The organism is Pseudomonas sp. NBRC 111139 (genome assembly GCF_001753955.1).
In the GTDB taxonomy this organism is placed as follows: Bacteria; Pseudomonadota; Gammaproteobacteria; order Pseudomonadales; family Pseudomonadaceae; genus Aquipseudomonas; species Aquipseudomonas alloputida.
This window is the reverse complement of the sequence record NZ_BCBP01000042.1, coordinates 1-19,695: the sequence shown is the minus strand read 5'-3', so window position 1 is coordinate 19,695 and position 19,695 is coordinate 1. Positions and strand designations below refer to the sequence as shown.

The 19,695-nt window shown below is 63.4% G+C and carries 21 protein-coding genes; 13 read left to right on the top strand and 8 right to left on the bottom strand.

The features are described from left to right. Positions 1 to 133: 133 nt before the first annotated feature. From BJQ17_RS16990 to BJQ17_RS16970, 5 genes are read left to right on the top strand one after another with little or no spacing between them, the layout of a single operon-like run. A complete protein-coding gene (locus tag BJQ17_RS16990) occupies positions 134 to 1,054 on the top strand; it encodes a DUF72 domain-containing protein (RefSeq protein WP_060492543.1) in 921 nt (306 codons plus the stop codon). Further along, positions 1,051 to 1,824, top strand: coding sequence for an endonuclease/exonuclease/phosphatase family protein (locus tag BJQ17_RS16985; protein WP_060492542.1), 774 nt, complete (start codon positions 1,051 to 1,053; stop codon positions 1,822 to 1,824). The genes BJQ17_RS16990 and BJQ17_RS16985 overlap by 4 nt, the downstream gene beginning before the upstream one ends. Further along, a complete protein-coding gene (clsB, locus tag BJQ17_RS16980) occupies positions 1,821 to 3,023 on the top strand; it encodes a cardiolipin synthase ClsB (RefSeq protein ID WP_063426153.1) in 1,203 nt (400 codons plus the stop codon). The genes BJQ17_RS16985 and clsB overlap by 4 nt, the downstream gene beginning before the upstream one ends. Continuing rightward, on the top strand, positions 3,023 to 3,982 hold the full coding sequence (locus BJQ17_RS16975; protein WP_060492540.1) for a lysylphosphatidylglycerol synthase domain-containing protein: 960 nt from the start codon (positions 3,023 to 3,025) through the stop codon (positions 3,980 to 3,982). Before clsB ends, BJQ17_RS16975 begins: the two co-directional genes overlap by 1 nt. A 27-nt stretch (positions 3,983 to 4,009) precedes the next feature. Then, positions 4,010 to 4,438, top strand: coding sequence for a hypothetical protein (locus BJQ17_RS16970; protein WP_060492539.1), 429 nt, complete (start codon positions 4,010 to 4,012; stop codon positions 4,436 to 4,438). Between the two features lie 81 nt (positions 4,439 to 4,519). On the opposite strand, the gene BJQ17_RS30170 is transcribed toward BJQ17_RS16970, so the two are convergent. Then, complete coding sequence (locus BJQ17_RS30170; protein ID WP_081238088.1) at positions 4,520 to 4,750, bottom strand: metallothionein; 231 nt, start codon at positions 4,748 to 4,750, stop codon at positions 4,520 to 4,522. Next, positions 4,747 to 5,208, bottom strand: a complete 462-nt coding sequence (locus tag BJQ17_RS16965; protein WP_060492538.1) for a hypothetical protein — start codon at positions 5,206 to 5,208, stop codon at positions 4,747 to 4,749. Before BJQ17_RS16965 ends, BJQ17_RS30170 begins: the two co-directional genes overlap by 4 nt. A 154-nt stretch (positions 5,209 to 5,362) precedes the next feature. Here BJQ17_RS16965 and ligD point away from each other — a divergent pair, with 154 nt between their 5' ends. Genes ligD through BJQ17_RS16940 form a run of 5 tightly spaced genes read left to right on the top strand, consistent with a single transcriptional unit; the run spans position 5,363 to position 10,872 of the window. Then, positions 5,363 to 7,828, top strand: a complete 2,466-nt coding sequence (gene ligD, locus BJQ17_RS16960; RefSeq protein ID WP_060492537.1) for a DNA ligase D — start codon at positions 5,363 to 5,365, stop codon at positions 7,826 to 7,828. Then, positions 7,825 to 8,850, top strand: coding sequence for a hypothetical protein (locus BJQ17_RS16955; protein WP_060492536.1), 1,026 nt, complete (start codon positions 7,825 to 7,827; stop codon positions 8,848 to 8,850). Before ligD ends, BJQ17_RS16955 begins: the two co-directional genes overlap by 4 nt. Next, on the top strand, positions 8,847 to 9,617 hold the full coding sequence (locus BJQ17_RS16950) for a PIG-L deacetylase family protein (RefSeq protein ID WP_060492535.1): 771 nt from the start codon (positions 8,847 to 8,849) through the stop codon (positions 9,615 to 9,617). Before BJQ17_RS16955 ends, BJQ17_RS16950 begins: the two co-directional genes overlap by 4 nt. Further along, positions 9,614 to 10,213: a bifunctional 2-polyprenyl-6-hydroxyphenol methylase/3-demethylubiquinol 3-O-methyltransferase UbiG gene (locus BJQ17_RS16945; protein ID WP_060492534.1), complete on the top strand. Its 600-nt coding sequence runs from the start codon at positions 9,614 to 9,616 to the stop codon at positions 10,211 to 10,213. Before BJQ17_RS16950 ends, BJQ17_RS16945 begins: the two co-directional genes overlap by 4 nt. Beyond that, positions 10,210 to 10,872, top strand: coding sequence for a glycosyltransferase family 2 protein (locus BJQ17_RS16940; RefSeq protein WP_060492533.1), 663 nt, complete (start codon positions 10,210 to 10,212; stop codon positions 10,870 to 10,872). Before BJQ17_RS16945 ends, BJQ17_RS16940 begins: the two co-directional genes overlap by 4 nt. A gap of 1 nt (position 10,873) precedes the next feature. Here BJQ17_RS16940 and BJQ17_RS16935 read toward each other — a convergent pair whose 3' ends face one another. From BJQ17_RS16935 to BJQ17_RS16915, 6 genes are all read right to left on the bottom strand, one after another. After that, the gene (locus BJQ17_RS16935) at positions 10,874 to 11,710 is read right to left on the bottom strand and encodes a Ku protein (RefSeq protein ID WP_060492532.1); all 837 of its coding nucleotides are present in this window, start codon (positions 11,708 to 11,710) and stop codon (positions 10,874 to 10,876) included. 9 nt (positions 11,711 to 11,719) lie between these two features. Then, a complete protein-coding gene (locus BJQ17_RS31695) occupies positions 11,720 to 11,857 on the bottom strand; it encodes a PSPA7_2676 family Cys-rich small protein (protein WP_169725120.1) in 138 nt (45 codons plus the stop codon). Between the two features lie 106 nt (positions 11,858 to 11,963). Then, on the bottom strand, positions 11,964 to 13,070 hold the full coding sequence (locus BJQ17_RS16930; RefSeq protein WP_063426149.1) for a carboxylate-amine ligase: 1,107 nt from the start codon (positions 13,068 to 13,070) through the stop codon (positions 11,964 to 11,966). Between the two features lie 7 nt (positions 13,071 to 13,077). Continuing rightward, positions 13,078 to 14,031 carry a class I SAM-dependent methyltransferase gene (locus tag BJQ17_RS16925; RefSeq protein WP_060492530.1) on the bottom strand — a complete coding sequence of 318 codons (954 nt, stop codon included), beginning with the start codon at positions 14,029 to 14,031 and terminating at the stop codon, positions 13,078 to 13,080. Continuing rightward, entirely contained in the window at positions 14,031 to 15,356 is a 1,326-nt protein-coding gene (locus tag BJQ17_RS16920; protein WP_060492558.1) for an iron-containing redox enzyme family protein, read from the bottom strand. Before BJQ17_RS16920 ends, BJQ17_RS16925 begins: the two co-directional genes overlap by 1 nt. A 14-nt stretch (positions 15,357 to 15,370) precedes the next feature. Beyond that, the gene (locus BJQ17_RS16915) at positions 15,371 to 15,556 is read right to left on the bottom strand and encodes a hypothetical protein (RefSeq protein WP_060492529.1); all 186 of its coding nucleotides are present in this window, start codon (positions 15,554 to 15,556) and stop codon (positions 15,371 to 15,373) included. Positions 15,557 to 15,772: 216 nt separating this feature from the next. Here BJQ17_RS16915 and BJQ17_RS16910 point away from each other — a divergent pair, with 216 nt between their 5' ends. The 3 genes from BJQ17_RS16910 to BJQ17_RS16900 form a co-directional block, all read left to right on the top strand. Beyond that, the gene (locus tag BJQ17_RS16910) at positions 15,773 to 16,273 is read left to right on the top strand and encodes a DUF4142 domain-containing protein (protein ID WP_060492528.1); all 501 of its coding nucleotides are present in this window, start codon (positions 15,773 to 15,775) and stop codon (positions 16,271 to 16,273) included. 71 nt (positions 16,274 to 16,344) lie between these two features. Continuing rightward, positions 16,345 to 17,442, top strand: coding sequence for a mechanosensitive ion channel family protein (locus BJQ17_RS16905; protein WP_060492527.1), 1,098 nt, complete (start codon positions 16,345 to 16,347; stop codon positions 17,440 to 17,442). A gap of 121 nt (positions 17,443 to 17,563) precedes the next feature. Next, positions 17,564 to 19,695: CheR family methyltransferase (locus tag BJQ17_RS16900; RefSeq protein WP_139139789.1), on the top strand; the 2,132-nt coding region annotated here is incomplete at its 3' end.

The following is a 19,695-nucleotide window of genomic DNA, read 5'->3' as shown; positions in this document are numbered from 1 at the left end:
ACCCTGGCATCCGGTGGAGGATTGCAACACCGGCAAAGTTCCCAATTTTGCATAGCCATCCACTCGTCAATCCCGGTGAACAATCTCGTCCTGCTGCCTGTCGCTACTGTTAAGCACAGGAGCTCAGGGGGCTATGGTAAGCGAGATCCGCATTGGAATTTCCGGTTGGCGCTATGGCCCATGGCGCAAGGACTTCTACCCCGAGGGGCTGCGCCAGGACGACGAGCTGGCGTTTGCCTCACGGGCAGTCAACAGTATCGAAATCAACGGTTCGTTCTACGCCCTGCAAACGCCCGAGCGCTATGGCAAGTGGCGTGACGAGGCACCGCAGGGCTTCGTTTTCTCAGTCAAGGCGCCGCGCTACATCACTCATGTACGCAGGCTCCGCGAAATCGACGAGGCGCTTGCCAACTTCTTCGCATCGGGCCCCTTGCTGCTGGGCGACAAACTCGGCCCCTTCCTGTGGCAGTTTCCCCCCAACCTGAAATTCGACGCGCAGCGCTTCGGCGACTTTCTGGCCAAGCTGCCACGCGACCGCAAAGCCGCCCGCAGCATTGCGCGCCACGCCGCAGAACGCCTGCAAGGCAACGGCGGCGTGGCCGTGCCGGGTAATGCGCGCCTGCGCCACGCCGTGGAAATCCGCCACCCCAGCTTCCTCTGCGACACCTTCATCAACCTGCTACGCAAGCACAAGGTTGCGTTGGTGGTCGCCGACAGCGCCGGCAAATGGCCCTATGTCGAAGAGGTCACGGCCGATTTCATGTACCTGCGCCTGCATGGCGATGTCGAACTGTACAGCAGCGGCTACACGGCCAGGGCACTGCGCCGCTGGCGCCTGCGCATCCAGGCCTGGGCTGCGGGCGGTCAGCCTGAGGATGCTCAGCGTGTGGTGCGTCGCGCCCCGGCAAAACGCACCTCCCGTGACGTCTACTGCTACTTCGACAACGACCAGAAAGTCCATGCCCCTTACGATGCCCGCCGCCTGCTGGACAAGCTAGGCCTTGACGGCGAGCTGGCGACCGAACCAGGCGTCGAGCCGCAGGAGCCGCTATGAACCCGACACTGCCCGCCCCCCGCTGCATCATCGACAAGGTCACCGCCGTACATCGCCTGACGGTACTGACCCTTAACGTGCACAAAGGCTTCACCCTGTTCAACCGCCGCTTCATTTTGCCGGAACTGCGCGAGGCGGTACGCTCGACCGGCGCCGACTTGGTGTTTCTCCAGGAGGTGCACGGCAGTCATCAACACCATGCCGAGCGCCATCCCAAGTGGCCAAAGACACCCCAGTACGAATTCCTCGCCGACAGCATGTGGCCGCAGTTCGCCTATGGCCGCAATGCGGTCTACCCCCATGGCGACCATGGCAACGCCCTGCTGTCCAAGTTTCCCATCCGTGCCCATGACAACCTGGATGTTTCGGTCCATGGCAACGAAGAACGGGGCCTGTTGCATTGCCAGCTGGAAGTGCCGGGCCATGAACAGGTGCACACAGTCTGCGTACACCTGGGCCTGCGTGAAGCGCATCGTCAGCGGCAGGTCGGCCTGCTGCAGGCATTGCTTGACAGCCTGCCGCCGGATGAGCCGGTCATCGTCGCTGGCGACTTCAACGATTGGCGCCTGAAAGCAGATGCGAGGCTGTCGGGCCACCTGGTGGAGGCTTTCGGCAAGCCGGCACGCAGCTTTCCCGCGCGCTTGCCGATGTTGCGGCTGGACCGCATCTACCTGCGTAACGCACAAGCTTGCGAAGCACGGGTGTTGTCCAGATACCCGTGGTCACACCTCTCCGACCATGCCCCGCTGGTGGCGCAGGTGACGCTATGAAGCTGCCTTGGTGCGACGGCAACCGCGTCGAGTTGCTGATAAACGGCGAGCAGTATTACCCCCGCGTATTCGAGGCCATGGCCCAGGCACGCGAGGAAATCCTCCTGGAAACCTTCATCATCTACGACGACAAAGTCGGCCAGCCCCTGCGCCAGGCCCTGATCGATGCCGCGCGACGCGGGGTGCGGGTCGAGGTGGCGGTGGACGGCTACGGCACCGCCGACCTGCCTGACGATTTCATCTCATCGATGACCGAGGCCGGGGTGCGTTTCCATTCGTTCGATCCGCAACCACGGCTGGTGGGCATGCGCACCAATCTGTTTCGCCGCTTGCACCGCAAGATCCTGGTGATCGACGGTCAACGCGCCTTCATCGGCGGCATCAATTACAGTGCCGACCACCTGGGTGACTTCGGCCCACAGGCCAAGCAGGACTACGCCGTGGAGGTCGTCGGCCCAGTGGTGGCCCAGGTGCATGCTTCTTCCTGCCGCATGCTCGCACCGGTGCTGGATGCCGCCAGCAGGATTGCGCCGGGCGGCATCGCTTCAGGCCCGGCCAGCGCCGTGCTGGTGGAACGCGACAACCAGCGCCATCGCAACGATATCGAAGCCTGCTACCTTCAGGTTTTCCGTGAAGCAAGGCAACGAATCGTCGTGGCCAACGCCTACTTCTTCCCCGGCTACCGCTTGCTGCGCGAACTGCGCAACGCCGCCCGGCGCGGGGTCGAGGTGACGCTGATCCTCCAGGGGCAACCGGATATGCGCTGGGTACGCGCGCTCTCGCGGCTGCTCTACAACTACCTGTTGCGCGACGACGTGCGCATCCATGAGTACTGCCAGCGGCCGCTTCACGGCAAGGTTGCGTTGGTGGACAACGACTGGTCCACCGTAGGCTCAAGCAACCTCGATCCACTGAGCCTGTCGTTTAACCTTGAGGCCAACCTGCTGATACGCGACCCCGCGTTCAACGAACAACTGTACCAGCACTTGACCGAACTGAGCCGGGAGCACTGCAAGACCGTGACGCTGGAGCGCATGGTGCGCGGCTACTGGTGGCGTGCTCCGCTGATCTTCCTGGGCTTTCACATCACGCGCTATTTCCCGCAGATCGCCGGCTGGTTTCCGGCGCACCGGCAGCGCCTGCAGTCGCTGCAAGCCGACGGCGAGGCCCCGGCCGATTACCACGGGGGCAAGACCTGATGGCCACTACCCGCTGGAAGACATGGGGCAAACGCTTTCTGACCGTGCTGTTTCTGGTGTTGATACCAGTGCTGCTGTTCTCCCTCGCGCGCAACCTGGACTGGAACGAAGTCCGCCAATCGCTGCTGGCGTACCGGCCCTCGACCCTGGCCTTGGGGTTGCTGCTGGCCCTGTGCAGCTACTTGGTATTCGCCAGTTACGACCTGCTCGCCCGCGCCTACACCGGCCACCGCCTGCCGGCCCGTCAAGTGCTGCCGGTAGCATTCGTCTGCTATGCGTTCAACCTCAACTTCACCACCTGGGTCGGTGGCGTGGCCCTGCGTTATCGCCTGTACAGCCGGCTGGGCCTGGATACCCCGACCATCACCCGCATCCTCACCTTGGGGCTACTGACCAACTGGATGGGCTACCTGCTGCTGGCCGGCTCGGTATTCGCCCTGGGCTTCGTGAAGCTGCCGGAAAGCTGGGCGGTGGGTGCCAGCGGCCTGCGCCTGATCGGCGTATTGATGGTGGCGATAGCGTTGGCTTACCTGTGCGCCTGCGCCTTCGCCACGCGGCGCACGTGGGCGCTGCGCGGGCACGAAGTCACCCTGCCAAGCCTGCGTATGGCGCTCTGCCAGGTCGCGCTGGGCGCAAGCAACTGGGCGCTGATGGCAGCGCTGATTCACCTGCTGTTGCCCGCTGAGCTGTTCTATCCCTCGGTGCTGGGTGTGTTGCTGATCAGTTGCGTGGCCGGGGTGGTCGCCCATATTCCCGCCGGGCTCGGCGTACTGGAGGCCGTATTCCTGGCGCTGCTCCACGGCCAGCTAGGCCAAGGCACCCTGGTCGCGGCGCTGCTGGGCTATCGAACGTTGTACTACCTGATCCCGCTGCTGTTGGCGGTGGTGACCTACCTGGTTCTCGAGAAGCGCGCCAAGGCCCTGCGCAAGCAGGTCGGGGCAGCCCTCGACAAGCGCTGACGGGCCTTGGTGCCCGGGAGGTATATCATGCGATTCGCTCTGTACATGGCAATGCTGGGCACCCTGAGCTGCGGGCAGGTGTTGGCCGAAGGTTGCGACGTGGTTACCCGCTCATCCAGCGAGGCGGTCAAACCCGTGCAGCAACACACCTGTTACAGCTACGGCAACATTCCCGCTGAGGCGATTGCCTGGTCGTGCAGCAACGAAAGCAAAGAGATGTTGAACAACGAGAAGCGTCGGGTTGAGCGTTGCCCCGACGGCAGCGTTGGCAGCTGTATCGCGCCACTGACGCAGGAGACACTGGCCAACCCCGATGCCGCTGGGCGTGATGAACCTGCCACCCGCCCTGCACTACCCAAGGATGCGCGGATCATCACCTACTACTACGACACCCCTAGCCTGGGCCAGGCCCGCAGCGATTGCGAACGCAATAACGGTGTCTGGCAGACCCATTGAGGGCGTAACTCAAACCAGATGCGTGACGGGTGAGTTTCCACATGATCCCAACTCCCGTCTCACATCTGGCAGCAACTGGCCTCATGGCGAAATCGGATCGCTCGCCGGGAATGTTTCCTCCAGTGCATTATCGACATTGGACTCTTTCGACTCAGCCAACTCACCACACTTGCAGTCGCTCATTCGACAGGGTTCGCCATTGCGATGGCCCTTCGCACAGGCCTCGCAGCAATAGGCCTTGCCATCCTGGACCACAGCATTGGCATCCACGGTGCAAGAACAATGGGTGCAGGAACAACGTTGCTCATTCATTTCGGCTCTCTCCCTTCATCATCGGGTACCACCTCATCGGTCCACAGCTCGCCGTCCAGCGGCGCGGAGCGGGCCAGTTCGGCCTCGTCCAGGCCGGAACCGGCACCGATCTCGTGGGCCTCCACCTGGCGCAAGGTCTTGTCCGCCGGGCCGCCGCTGCCAGGCTCATGCGGATCGCGGGCACCGGTCTCATCGAGCAGCGTATCGGGGCTCAGGTCATCGAGGGTGACATTGTCCTCGTGCAGGCTGTCGCTCAGCGCCTCGCCGCCGGTCATGCCGCTTTCGGCGACACGCCGGGGCGGGTAATCCTCGGCGATCTCCCGCGCCGGACGCTCGTCGCCGACACGCCCCTGGCGTTCATCGCGGCGTTCGCTGAAATCCAGCTCGTGGACGCTGCCCATGCGGTCCTCGGTGTCGTCGATCTCAATGGGCGGTCTTGGGTCATCGGGTGTGGACATGAACGTTCTCCGTCTGTGGGCTTCACTCGGTCGACTCTCCCCGGCGGCAAATGATTCAGAGTTTCTGCCAGCCCTCACCCCTCGCATTTTTTGAACTCCTCGCGCCACCGCCGCCTCCCAATCCTGAGACCCGCGAACCCTTCCGGAGCCCGTCATGGCCAAACCCCTGCAGGAGTACCAGCGCAAGCGCGACTTCAATGCCACGCCCGAGCCGGCTGGTAAACGCGCCTGTCCCCGCTCGGCCCATGCGCTGCAGTACTGCATCCAGAAGCACGATGCCAGCCACCTGCATTACGATTTTCGCCTGGAGCTCGACGGCACCCTCAAGAGCTGGGCCATCCCCAAGGGCCCCTCACTGGATCCCAAGGTTCGGCGCCTGGCAGTGCATGTGGAGGATCACCCACTGGACTACGCCGATTTCGAAGGGCGCATCCCTGAAGGCCACTACGGCGCAGGCGATGTGATCGTCTGGGACAGGGGTGTCTGGGAGCCCGAAGGCGACCCACGCGAAGCCTATGCAAAGGGCAAGCTGCGCTTTCGCCTGCAGGGCGAAAAACTGTCAGGGGTCTGGAACCTGTTCCGTACTCACCTGGCCGGCAAGAAAGAGCAGTGGATGCTGGTCAAGTCTCATGATGGGCAGGCACGCAGTGAAACGGACTACAGCATTGTCGAGGCCCTGCCGGACAGCGTGCTGAGCGAACGTACCCTGCCCCCGCGCAGCCCGGCCAAGGCGACCACCGCCAGGCACAAGCGAGTCGGCCGCAAACCCCTGCCGGATACGCTCCAGCCGCAACTGGCCACGTTGGTCGACTCCCCGCCAAGCGGCGATTGGCGCTACGAAGTCAAATTCGACGGCTACCGCATCCTGGCGCGTATCGACGGTGACGACATACGCCTGTTTACCCGTAATGGCCACGACTGGAGTGCGAAGATGCCCCGGCAGGTCGAGGCGCTCAAGGCCCTGGGCCTGGACTCGGCATGGCTGGACGGCGAGATGGTAGTGGTCGACGACAACGGCGTGGCCGACTTCCAGGCCTTGCAGAACGCCTTCGACACCGAGCATGACGAGCGCATCACCTACTACCTGTTTGACCTGCCCTGGCTGGGTGGCGAGGACCTGCGTGCACTGCCGCTAAAACGGCGTCGCGACAGCCTGGCCCGGTTACTGGAAGGCCATGCATCGCAGGTACTCAGGTATTCCGCCGATTTTGAGGAACCCGTCGAGTCACTGCTCGATAGCGCCTGCCGGCTGGAACTCGAAGGCCTGATCGGCAAGCGTGCCGATAGCCCCTACGTTGGCCGGCGCAGTAGCGACTGGATCAAGCTCAGGTGCAAGCAGCGCCAGGAATTCGTGATCGTAGGCTACACCGACCCCAAAGGCAGCCGCAACGGCTTCGGCGCCCTGCTGCTGGCCCTGCACGACCACGGCAGCGGCCAGTTGCGCTACGCCGGCAAGGTCGGCACCGGTTTCAGCGCTACCACCCTGGATAGCATTCACGCCCGCCTCAAGCCGTTGCAAACCGACAGATCGCCCTTGCCGAAACCACCCACCGGTGCCGAAGCCCGCGGCGTGCATTGGCTCAAACCACAGCTGCTGGCAGAGGTCGCCTATGCCCAGATGACCCGTGAAGGCATCGTTCGCCACTCGGTGTTCCACGGCCTGCGTGACGATAAACCTGCCACCGCCATCGACCTGGAGCGAGCAATGCCCACCAAGCGCGCAGCACAGACAGAACCCGAGAACCTGGGCACCCTGCGCCTGACCCACCCCGACCGCGTGGTCGACGCAACCACGGGTACCACCAAGCGCGAGGTCGCTCACTACTACGCTCAGGTCGCCGACTGGCTGCTGCCACAGCTGAAGGACCGGCCTGTAGCCCTCGTCCGGGCCCCGGATGGTCTGGACGGCGAACTGTTCTTCCAGAAAAACGCCGGCCAGCTGCATATTCCCAAGGTGCTCAGCTACAACAAGGCCCAGGCCGGCCAGGCGGCCATGGTGCTCAACCGCGCCGACAGCCTGCTGGGCGCGGTGCAGATGAACACGCTTGAGCTGCACACCTGGAATGCCACCACCAAGGATTTCGATAAACCCGACCGCTTTGTCCTCGACCTGGACCCTGACCCGGCGCTGCCCTGGAAAGCCATGCTTGAGGCCACCCAGTTGATCCTTACCCTGCTCGACGAACTGGGCCTGAAGGTGTTTCTCAAGACCAGCGGCGGCAAGGGCATGCACCTCGTCGTACCCTTGACCCGACGCGCTGGCTGGGACGAGGTGAAGGACTTTAGCCATGCCTTGGTCAACCACATGGCCGGGCTGTTCCCTGATCGTCTCAGCGCCGTGTCCGGGCCGAAGAACCGGGTCGGGCGGATCTTTATCGACTATCTGCGTAACGGCAAGGGTGCCACCACCGTTGCCGCCTACTCGCTGCGGGCCCGCGAGGTCCTGCCGGTGTCGGTGCCGATCTGGCGTGAGGAACTGAGCCAGCTCAAGGGTGCCAACCAGTGGAACATCGGCAACCTTCACACGCGGCTTGCACAGGTCGAAGACCCGTGGGCCGAAATGGGCAAGACACGCCAGTCGATCACGTTGCGTATGCGCAAGCAGTTGGGTATTGCATGATGGAACTGACCCACTTCGATTCGTTGTTACACCGTTTTGCTCACCGTTCGCAGGCCATCGAACGCGACGCTTCGCTAATAGAACTGATGCAGGCCTTGCAGGGCGAACGGCTCGACGTGCTCCCGTTGCCCGGCCAGGGCTGCACGCTCGAACGCTGGCGCGTCCTGGCGCGGGTCGCCGGTTGCGATCTAAGCCTGGCCAAACTCTATGAAGGCCATACCGACGCCTTGGCGATCCTCGCCGAATGCGGTGCCGCCCAGCATGCCTCCAACGGCATTTGGGGCGTGTGGGCCGCCGAGCCGCCAGATGCCCGGGCATACATCGTCGAGCGGGACGGTGAACGCGTGCGCCTGCAAGGCCGCAAGGCTTGGTGTTCGGGCGCGTTGCAGGTCGACCGTGCCCTGCTCACGGCCTGGGAAGACGACCAGCCTCAGTTGGTGGCCATCGAACTGCCTCATCCCAGCCAGCGCATCCTGGCCGAGCATTGGCAGGCCGTAGGCATGGCCGCCACCCGCAGTGTCGTCATCGAATTCGACGACTCGCCAGGGCTGGCCATCGGTTCGCCCGGCCAGTACCTGTCCCGGCCCGGCTTCTGGCAAGGCGGCGCGGGTATCGCCGCTTGCTGGTATGGCGCCGCCGAGGCCCTGGCGGACTACCTTCGCGAACATTGCCGTAAACCCCGGCGCGACCCGCATGCCGATGCGCATCTGGGCGCAGTCGATGCTGCCTTGTACGGTGCCCGTGCCGCCCTTCGCGAATGCGCCACCTGGATCGACCTCCACCCTCAGGACGACGCCAGCTTCGAGGTGCGGCGCACCCGCGCCCAGGTCGAGCAGGCGGTCGAGCAGGTCATTCAGCATGTCGGCCGGGCGCTCGGTGCCACGCCGTTCTGTTGCAGCAGCCATTTCGCCCGGCTCAGTGCCGACCTGCCGGTATACATACGCCAGAGCCATGCCGAACGCGACCTGGCCGAGTTGGGCCGGCAACTGACCGGCCTGCCGGCGGGAGCATGGCAACTATGAGCCAGAACTTGATACAGGCTGCGCAAGGAACGCCATGGGGCGCTTGGCAGCATTCTGCTCAGTTGGCCCGCGCCAGCTGGACGCTGCCCGAGCAGTTGTGCCCCCCCGGAAGGCGCCTGGTGCTGCTGGCTCCGCACCCGGACGACGAAATCTTCATGGCCGGCGGGCTGCTGGCCAGCTTCCAGGGACGAGAACAGGACGTGCTGCTGATTTCTGCTACCAATGGCGAGGGCAGCCACCCGCATTCCTCGCAATGGCCCGAGCGCCGCCTGCGTCATCAGCGCCTACTGGAAAGCCGCCATGCCCTGCAACTGCTTGGGCTGGACCTCAACCGTTTGGACTGGCGACGACTCAACCTCAAGGATGGCGCGCTGCCCCATGATGAAGCCTTCCTGGTCAATCACCTGAACCAGTTGCTCAAACCTGGCGACCTGCTGCTGACCACATGGCGCGGCGACGGCCATTGCGACCACGAAGCAGCAGGTCGCGCCTGTGCCCAGGCTGCCCAGGCCAGGCGTGTACAACTGGCTGAGGTCCCGGTCTGGGCCTGGCACTGGGCAAGCCCCGATGACCCGCGCCTGCCCTGGCCCCGGGCTCACCGCCTGCAGCTGTGCGATGAGCATCTGGCGCTCAAGCGCCAAGCCCTTGCCGCACATGCCAGCCAGTTGCAGCCCGATGGTGATCGGCCACCGGTTGTGTCAGAACAGCTGCAGGCTTGCCTGTTGCAACCGTTCGAGCTGATATTCCTGTCAACGGAGGCAACATGAGCCTGGACGCACAGTACTTCGCCGACTTGTATGCCGGCAGCGATGACCCCTGGGCCTTTCGTACCCGCTGGTACGAACGGCGCAAGCGCGAGCTGACCCTGGCCAGCCTGCCGCGCCAATGCTATGAACGCGTATTCGAGCCAGCCTGCGCCAATGGCGAGCTAAGCATCCTGCTGGCCGAACGCTGCGCCAGCCTGTCGTGCCAGGACATCGACGCGACCGCCGTGGCCCTTGCCCGTCAGCGGCTTGCAGGTGTGAGCCACGCCCATGTCGAACAGGGCCACCTGCCGGGCGACTGGCCGGGCGGGCAGTTCGACCTGATCGTGCTCAGCGAAATCGGCTACTACCTGGACCCCACCGACTGGCTGCAGGTGATCGAGCAATCGGTGGCCAGCCTGGCGTATGACGGTGGTTTGCTGGCCTGCCACTGGCGCCATCCCATCGCCGGTTGCCCGCAGGATGGCCGCGAGGTGCATGCCCTGCTGGCCAGGCATCTGCCACTTTATCCAGTGCTGCGCCACGAGGAGGCAGACTTCCTGCTCGAATACTGGTCGTGTCAGCCCAGCGTGGTGGACCTTGACGAGACCTGCCCATGATCGCCGTCATCATACCCGCCCACAACGAAGCTCGTCGCCTCGGGCACTGTCTGGCCGCCGTCAAGCTGGCGGTGGCGCAAGCGGAAGCGGCGGGCTTGGCAGTGGAGGTCCTGGTGGTGCTCGACCGCTGTGTCGACGCCAGCGCGCGCATCGCCCGCCGCCATGGCGTGCATACCCTGGAACTGGAGGCCGGCAACGTCGGCATCGCCCGGCGGCTGGGCGCGGAGTGGATGATCGAGCGCGGTGCCCAGTGGCTGGCCTTCACCGACGCCGACAGCCGCGTGCCTGGGCATTGGCTGGTGTCACAACTGCAATGGCGCGCGGACGCGGTGTGCGGCACGGTGCACATCGAACGCTGGCAGCCGTGGCAGAACGCAGCGTTACGCCAGTTGTACCGCAGCCGTTATCAGGCACGAGACGGGCATCGACATATCCATGGCGCCAACCTCGGTGTATGCACCAAGGCCTACCAGCGCGTGGGCGGCTTCCAGCCATTGCCGGCGCATGAAGATGTGCATCTGGTGCTCGCCCTCGAAGCCAGCGGCGCACAGATCGTCTGGACCGCAGCGCACAGCGTGGCCACCAGCAGCCGGGTGGACAGCCGTGCGCGCGAGGGCTTTGGGGACTATCTCAAGGCGCTGGAGGGGCCGTTTGCATAACTCATGACGCCTTGCGCGGTCGCTTGGCTGCCGGCTTCTTCGCTTTGGTCTTTCCGCCGAGGCTACGTTTAAGCAGTTCAGTGAGGTCGATGATGTCGGCGCCCTTCTCAGCCGTCGCGCCCTCGCCTTTGTCCACGGTCTCGATCTTACCTTTGCTGGCTTTCTCTTCCACTAGGTCGAGGATGGTCTGGCGAAACGCATCATGGTAATCATCCGGCGTCCATTGCCCGCTCATGTCCTCCACCAGGCGCCGGGCCATGTCCAGCTCACGCTTGTCGACCTTGCTCTCGGTCACGCTCTTGTCCAGCTCCAGCGTATCCAGCCCGCGCACCTCTTCCGGCCAGCGCAGGGTGATCAACACCAGCGCGTCTTCCAGCGGGCGCAGCAGGGCCAGGTGCTGGCGGGTGTGCAGCACCACAGTGGCCAGGGCCACCTTGCCGGTGCTGTGCAGGGTCTCGCGCAGCAAGGCGTAGACCTTGCCGCCACGACGGTCGGGGCTCAGGTAGTAGGGAGTGTCAAACTGTTGCAGCGGGATGTCGCCGGCATCGACGAACGAGAAGATATCGATTGTCTGGGTCGCCTCGGGCCTGGCCTTGCGGATTTCTTCCTCGCTGATCACCACATAACGGCCCTTCTCGTACTCCACGCCCTTGACGATGTGCTCCTTGTCGATGTCCTTGCCGGTCACCTTGTTTACTCGCTTGTAGCCAACCGGCTCCATGCTGCGCTTGTCCAGCCAGTCGAAGTCCACACGCTCGCTGCGCACGGCGGTATTCAGCGAGACGGGGATGTGCACCAGGCCGAAGCTGATCGCGCCTTTCCAGATTGACCGGGCCATGGTCCGCTCCTACGTATTGAAGGGTTGGCCGGGCTGGCTGTAGCGCAGCGCGCCACAGCGTTCGCAACACTGGCAGTGAAACCCGGCGACTTCACACACCAGCAGGCTGCGCCATTGGCAGCCACGCAGCAGGCAGTAGAGTTTCATCAGCCACCTCCCTGGCCCTCTGGAGTATCCGGGCCCTTACTGAAACTGACTCCAAGGCGCCGCGAAGGTTTATCCGGATTTCCAAGGGCAGCGGCTCGCCACCGGCCTACCGATGATCGCTCATCACCTGCCCGACCACTGCGCGCATCGCCTGGCGGTTATCCAGGCCCTGTTCACGGGCCAACGCGAAGGCCTGCCGCTGGCGATCGGCACTGCTGCCCTCGCGCAGGATGTGCCGGGCCTGAATGAATGAACGCTCGGCATCTGCAGTGTCCGGCGGGCATTGCAGCTGCAACTGCATGAGCCAACCTTCGGCGCTTACCGGCTGTTGCTCGTGGACACCGATGAAGGTGGCCAGGCGGCCCTGACGCAGGGCGCGCCAGTAGTTCTCTTGGGTGACCCAGCGCATCTCGCGGCTGGCGGGGTCATCGTGGCGGGCCAGCGCCAGCTCGACAAGGTGGCGAAACAGGCCGGCGACGGCCAGTGCATCTTCCAGCCGCGGGCAGCCATCGCAGATACGCAGCTCGACCGTAGGGAACCGCCGCGAGGGCCTGATCGCCCACCAGAAGTCGCCGTCCTTGGCCAAGCTGCCGGTCCGTTGCAGCAATGCCCGGTAGCGCTGGTACGCGCTCCAGTCCGGCAACGGCTCAGGCAGCCCCATGTGCGGCCATTCCCCGCACACCACGCGGCGGTAGCTCATGTAGCCGGTATCCTCCCCGCCCCAATACGCAGACGAGGTACTGAGCGCCAACAACAAGGGCAGCCAGTAGAGCACCCGATTGATCACCCGCATCCGATCGATGCCCACCGGTACGCCAACGTGCACGTGCAAGCCATTCAACAGGCTGCGCTGGGCCACCAGCTGATAATCGTCGAACAACTGGCGATAGTGCGGGGTGCCACGTGGGCGTTGGCGCAGCCACTGGGCGCTGGGGTGGCTCGCCGCGCCGTACAGCCCGGCGCCCTCGTCGGCCAGTGCCTGGGCCAGGCGCTGACGCCGCTCGCCAAAGAAATCACGCGCCTGGTGCAGTGCGTCGAATATGGGCGAAGCGAGCTCTATCTGGCTGTGGAACATTTCCTCGGCGAACCACGGGCCCAGCGCATCCCGACAACAGCTGGCCACGGCTGCTGACGGAGCCGCCATGACGTGCCCGGTGGCCAGCTTCACCAGCAGGTATTCTTCCTCGATGCCAAACGTGCACTGCCGCGCCACGACGCTATCAGCCGCGACGGGTGACGGTCAGGGCCACGGCGGCAATGCGCTCGACCTGCTCGTAACCGGGTTCAAGCAATTGCTCACCGAATACATCCGGGTCCAGCTCGCGATAGAACCAACTGAACGCAGGCCCTGCCAGGCGCAACCGCATGGCTTCGAGCAGCGCGTCGCGCCCCTCGACGATGGCGACACCGGTGTAGAGCAGCAACGTGCCCCCTGGCGACAGGCGCTCCCGGGCTTGCTCCACGATGCGCAGCGACAGCTCGGCCCCCAGTGCGCCGCCGCCGTGGCGGTAGGCGCGCTGTCCGGCGTCGAGCATGTACGGCGGGTTGGCGACGATCAGGTCGAACGTACCTGCGATGTCATTGAGCAGGTCACTGCGCTCGACCGAAACATTGGCCACACCGGCCAAGGCGGCATTGATGGCGGTGTAGCGCAATGCCATAGGGTTGATGTCCACTGCGCAAACCTGAGCGTGTTGGGCGGCGCGAGCGATCAGCAACGCCCCTACACCGCTGCCACAGCCGATGTCTACGGCATGCTGCACGCGCTCGGGCGTGCTTCTCAAATGATCGTGTATCAGCTGGGCGAAACGGTAGCTGTCCGGGCCAAAGAACACCGCGTCGCGGCTGTCCGTTGGCCAGGCAGCATGTACCAGCAACAGATCGTCCAGGCTGGACCAGCGCACAGTGCTGCGCCACAGCGCACCTTGGGCCTCCAGCACGCCAGCGAGGCGCAGCTGCTCCAGTTCGTCAGGGCTAAGCAGCGACGCGGCAAACGGTCGACTCCAGCCGAACACATCACGCAAGGTACGCGCCTGCTGCGCATCGGCCCGGGCATTGACCCTGGCCTGGGTCGCCGGCGTCACACAGGTGAAACGATAGCCGTCGGCACGCAGTCGACGCCCCAACTGCAACAAGGCCTCATCGGCACGGATCTGGTCCTGGTCGAGCAGCATCAGTAGAGCCCTCCTTGCATCAAGCCGGTGGCCTGAATGAACGCGCGGGTGGCGTGCAGGCCCTGCGGGGTAGCATGCCGATTGCCAGCCATTGCTTCGATCAGCGCAGCCATGTCTGCAGCAGGCGGCGCAAGGGGTGTTTCATCTGCCAACTGCAAGGCGTGCTCCCACTGCCCTGGCGGCACCCGACGGATTTCTGCGCCTTGCCAGTCTCCGGCGATCCAGTCATGCCAAAGCTGCTTTTCATAAGCATCGAACACACCGAACATGGCCGCTACAGGGCCTTCTATCAGCGACCAGAAGCGGCTTTGTCGGGGATCGGTGTCGCGCTTGATCCAACCCTGAACCTGTAGCGCCTCCAGAAAATCAGGCATCGCGCCGGGTTCGGCAAGCCACTGGTTGATGGTGCGTCCTTGCAGGCGACAACGGTCCGAATGCATGCACTGGCCATAGATGCGCTTGCGCTCCAGCGCGCCGAGCAATTCGGCCCGCAGGTCGAACGAGGCGATCAACGACGGCGTGTCGATCCCCAGGTCATTAAGACGGTAACCATGCCTGACACGCTCGTAAAACGCGGGTCGCTCATCCCGCATCAGCTCGGTGAAGCTCTCTATGGCGCGGCGCGCATGGCCGCTGGCGGCATTATCGATGGTCACATGCAACTGGAAGTAATGGGCGTCGATACCCAGCTCGGCCAGCTCGTGGGTGGTGATCAGCAGATGCAAGGGGGGCTGTTCGTAACCCAGGTTGTAACCGATCACTTCTGGAAGAAAACGCTCGCAGTGCTGGCCGAGCGCCAGTTGCAGCGCGCCCTGCAGGTAACGAGCAGGATCAAGCGGCCGCTCCTGCGAGCAACCCAGACGGCTGAGCAAACGCTGGTAGATCAGCACGTGATTGCAGCGTGGGTCGCCGTCCCCGAGCTCTTCGAGAAAGGTGCGGATCAGCCCATGGAAGCGCGGGTCCTGCCAGTGCCACAGGGCCCCGTGCAGCCATGCACCGTCGACCGCCTTGGTCGGCGCGACTTGTTGCAGGAACCACAAGGCATGGGAACGGTTGGCAAAATAACGGCGGGCCCCACCCTGACGCCGGTGTTCCAGATAGGCCGCATGCGCTTTGGCGACACAACCTGCATGGGCATCGGCCCATTGCGCAAGTAGCCCCGGATCCTCTGGCAGATCGTCGACAAGCAGACGGGCATGACGCAATTGCTCCTCCAGCCAGGCCTCGCCCGTCGGTTCAGGGCCCTCAAGTAGCGCTCGATAGCGGCGTTCAAGCCCTGCGCTGGCCTTGTGGGTCGTGGTACCTGCCTGTGTCATTGCCACCATGCCTTGTACCTCGATCATTGATTCTGCGGTTTGGTCTCAGCTGGAGGATTGGTTACGGACGGTGTGGGTTGCTGCATCTGAAGCGACGGTTTACTTGGGTCAGCATCCTTCGCCGGATGATCCTTGTCGCGGTCGAAGCAACCTCCGAGCAGCGAAAAACTGGCAGACAACAGCAGCACGACAAACAGGTTGTTTTTCATCTGATGAGCTCTCGTTTTTGTGAAGACTTACAGCAACGAGTCCGACCGGTACCCGTGAATTCGTTCTGATTCCGACATAGCGGATGAGCGGTGCCCGAAACGCCGGTTGCGCCCTCACGGCGGCCCTGAATTCGAGAAAAACTAAACCTTCACCTGCTCCCACCGCTCAACCGAGTGCGACACAGAGGTCGCAGCCACCAAGCGAAGGAGTGACAGATGAACAAACCATTCTTGAAAATCGCCGGGGTAACCCTGTTGATGGGCCTGGCTTCGTTGCAAGTACAGGCAGCGTCTTCGGACGATTTCGTCGATGCGGCCACTGAAGCCGGTATCGCCGAAGTGGTCACCGGCAACCTGGCACAGGAAAAGAGCCAGAGCGCAGACATCAAGCAATTCGCCCAGCAAATGGTCACGGACCATACCAAAGCCAACCAGGAACTCGCTGATATCGCCCGCAAGCTGGACATCAGCGTGCCCGACGAAGCGGCGCTGACCGACAAGGTCAAGAAGATGATCCTCGAATGGCGCGAGGAGTCTTTCGACCGGTCATACGTCAATAATCAGATCGACGCGCACGAAAAGGCCGTGGAACTGTTCAAGAAAGAGGCCGCCTCCTCCGACAAGCCGGAGCTGAAGGCCTTCGCCAGCGACAAGCTGCCAACGCTGCAACACCATCTGGAACAGGCCAAGGCGCTGCAAGCCACCCACGGCAAGTAACCCACACGTCACCACGCTATCCAGGGGCCGCCCTGCGGCCCTGCCTTGAGCCATCTGGAGGTGGGCTCCCCATGAATGATCGAATCATCGAACTGTTCACCGACACCACATTCTTCGGCATTTCCATCCTCAACCTGCTGGTGGCGCTGTGCGTTGCTGTGCTGACGTTCCTGATTGCCAGAGCTGTCATCGGCCTGTTGATGCGCCGGGTGCAGCGCTGGTCCGAACATGACGGGGCAATGAGTCAGGTGCTGGCCAAGGTACTGGCCGGCACCAGCAACAGCCTGCTGCTGCTCGCTTCGCTGCTGGTGGGTTTGAGCATGCTGGACCTGCCCGAGCGCTGGCTGGGCCGGGTCAGTAGCTTGTGGTTCGTGGTCGCTGCCCTGCAGATCGGCCTCTGGGTCAATCGCGCCATCGCGCTGGGCCTGACCCGCTACTTCAGCCGGCACAGCGCCGACGGCCTTTACCAAGGCAGTGCGCTGGCCACGCTTTCGGCCTGGGGCGCGCGCGTGCTGTTGTGGTCGGTGGTGTTGCTGGCCATGCTGTCCAATCTGGGCGTCAATATCACCGCCTTCGTGGCCAGCCTGGGTGTGGGCGGCATTGCCGTCGCCCTGGCCGTGCAGAACATTCTGGGTGACCTGTTCGCTTCATTGTCGATCGCCGTCGATAAACCCTTCGAAGTCGGCGACTTCATCGTCATCGGCCCACTGGCCGGCACAGTGGAACATGTCGGGCTGAAGACTACACGCATCCGCAGCCTGGGCGGTGAGCAGATCGTCATGGCCAATGCCAGCATGATCAGCAGCACGATCCAGAACTACAAGCGCTTGCAGGAACGACGCATCGTGTTCGAGTTCGGCTTGTCCTATGACACCCCCACTGATGCGGTCAAAAAGGCACCCGCCATCGTCGAGGAGGCAATCAAGGCCCAGCAGCAGGTCCGCTTCGACCGCGCTCACCTGCGCGGCTTTGGTAAAGAGGCGCTGGAGTTCGAGTGCGTTTATATCGTGCGGGACCCTGGCTACAACCTTTACATGGATATCCAGCAGGCCATCAACTTCCACCTGCTAGAGCGCTTCACCCGGATCGGAGCCAAGTTTGCCGTGCCGGTACGTGCCATCAAGGTCACCGCGCTGCCGCAGCCGCCCGCTGAGCCACCGGCTCACTGATAAATAGCGGCACTTTGGCCAACGAGGGCTGTCCTAACGTGAACCCCGCTCGTCGTCTGAAGGGTGTCGGGCCTATAATCGGTGCCAAAGCTCACTCCCGGTTCGCACAAGGCTCGTGCCAATGAAATCGTCCAGCAAGACTTCCATCGCGTCGCCGCACAACCCTGCGCTCAGCCCTAGCCACCTGGACTTTCCAGTGGTGGGCATCGGCGCATCGGCTGGCGGGCTGGAGGCGGTCCAGGCGTTTTTCCAGCACGCCCCCGAGCACTGCGGCATGGCGTTCGTTGTAGTGTTGCACTTGTCGCCGGACCACCAGAGCCAGGCCGACCGCCTGATTCAGCGTGTCACGCGCATGCCGGTGTGCCAGGTGAGCGAGCCGGTACCGATCGAGCGTGATCACGTCTATGTGATTTCACCGGCCAACCGCCTGTCCACCAATGACGGCTACCTGCGGGTCAGCCCGGCCAGACGCAGCCGCGGCGACCATGTTGCCATCGACCTGTTCTTCCGCGACCTGGCCGACGTGCACAAGGACCATGCGTTCTGCGTGGTGCTTTCGGGCAGCGGCAGCGATGGTGCAGTGGGCCTGTCACGCATCAAGGAACAGGGTGGCGTAACCCTGGTGCAGTCCCCCGATGACGCCCAGTACCCCGACATGCCCAAGGCTGCCATCGCCACCGGCATGGTCGACCTGATCCTGCCGGTAACCGAGATTCCGGGCAAGCTGCTGGAGCTGTGGCGCTCGGCACAGAACGTGAAACTTCCTGAAATCGAGGATGACAGCCTCCCACCGCCTCTGGGCGAGCGTTCAGGCGACCCGGCTCAATGCGACCCACTGCTCGACGACATCCTTGCCCGCCTGCATGCCAGCACCGGTCACGACTTTCAGCACTACAAGCGCGCGACGGTCCTGCGCCGACTTGAACGGCGCCTGCATGTCACTGCACAGACCGACCTGGCCGGTTACCGCGAATACCTCGAGCAGCATCCTGAGGAATGCCGTGCATTGCTGGCTGACATGTTGATAGGGGTCACCAATTTCTTCCGTGACCGCGAAGCCTTCGAAGCATTGCAGCAGCATGTGATGCCGGGCCTTGCCAATGACGACAACGAAGAGCTTCAGCGCGAAGTGCGCATCTGGTCGGCAGGTTGCTCATCCGGCGAAGAAGCCTACAGCCTGGCGATGATGGCGACCGAGCAATTGGCCATGGAGCAGCGCAGCACCAAAGTCCAGGTGTTCGCCACCGATCTCGACGAACACGCGATCAATGTCGGCCGGCTGGGCGTCTACCCCGATGCCATCGCCACCGATGTACCCACGGCCAGGTTGCGTCAGTTTTTCATCAAGGAAGACCAGCATTACAAGGTACGCAAGGACATTCGCGAAAAAGTCCTGTTCGCCCGGCACAACCTGTTGTCCGATCCACCGTTCTCTCAGTTGGACCTGGTGGTATGCCGTAACTTGCTCATCTACCTGGACCGGGAAGTGCAACGGGAGATCCTGCGGCTGTTCCACTTCGCCCTGCGCAAAGGAGGTTACCTGTTCCTGGGCAGTTCGGAATCAGCGGACGTGGCGGCCGACCTGTTTATTGCCGTGGACAAGCGCCATCGCATCTTCCGCGCCAGGGAAGTAGAACCGGCGAGCCGCCCAGGGCGGCTTCAAGCGCCCGACACGCAAGCAGTACGCACCAAACCCAAGCCCCTGCGCAAGCTGTCCTATGCTGAAATCCATCACCGTGCATTGTCCAGACGCACACCGCCCAGCCTGATCGTCGATACTGACGGCAACATCTTGCACATGAGCGATGGTGTCGGCCGCTTCCTGCGCCACGCCGGTGGCGAAGTCAGCCCCAGCCTGCTCAACCTGGTACTCACGCCGCTGCGCCCTGCCCTGCGCAGTACCCTGTTGCAGGCCCAGAACACCGGTCAGCCGGTCAGCTCTGGCGCAGTGATCACCACCGTCGACGATCAACGCGTCGAAGTCCAGTTACAGGTCCAGCCCCACCAGGACGAACCCAGTGGCAGCGAATGCCTGCTGGTGGTTTTTCAGGTTCGCGAAGCTGATCCCCATACCCCGCCTGCTATCCAGCAAACCGAAGGCATGGTGTTGAACACCCTGGAGCGCGAACTGCAGCGCACCCGTCAGCAGTTGCAGGAAACCATCGAGCAGTCGGATATCTCCAGCCAGGAGCTGATGGCCTCGAACGAAGAAATGCAGGCGATCAACGAGGAGCTGCGCCTGGCCAGCGAAGA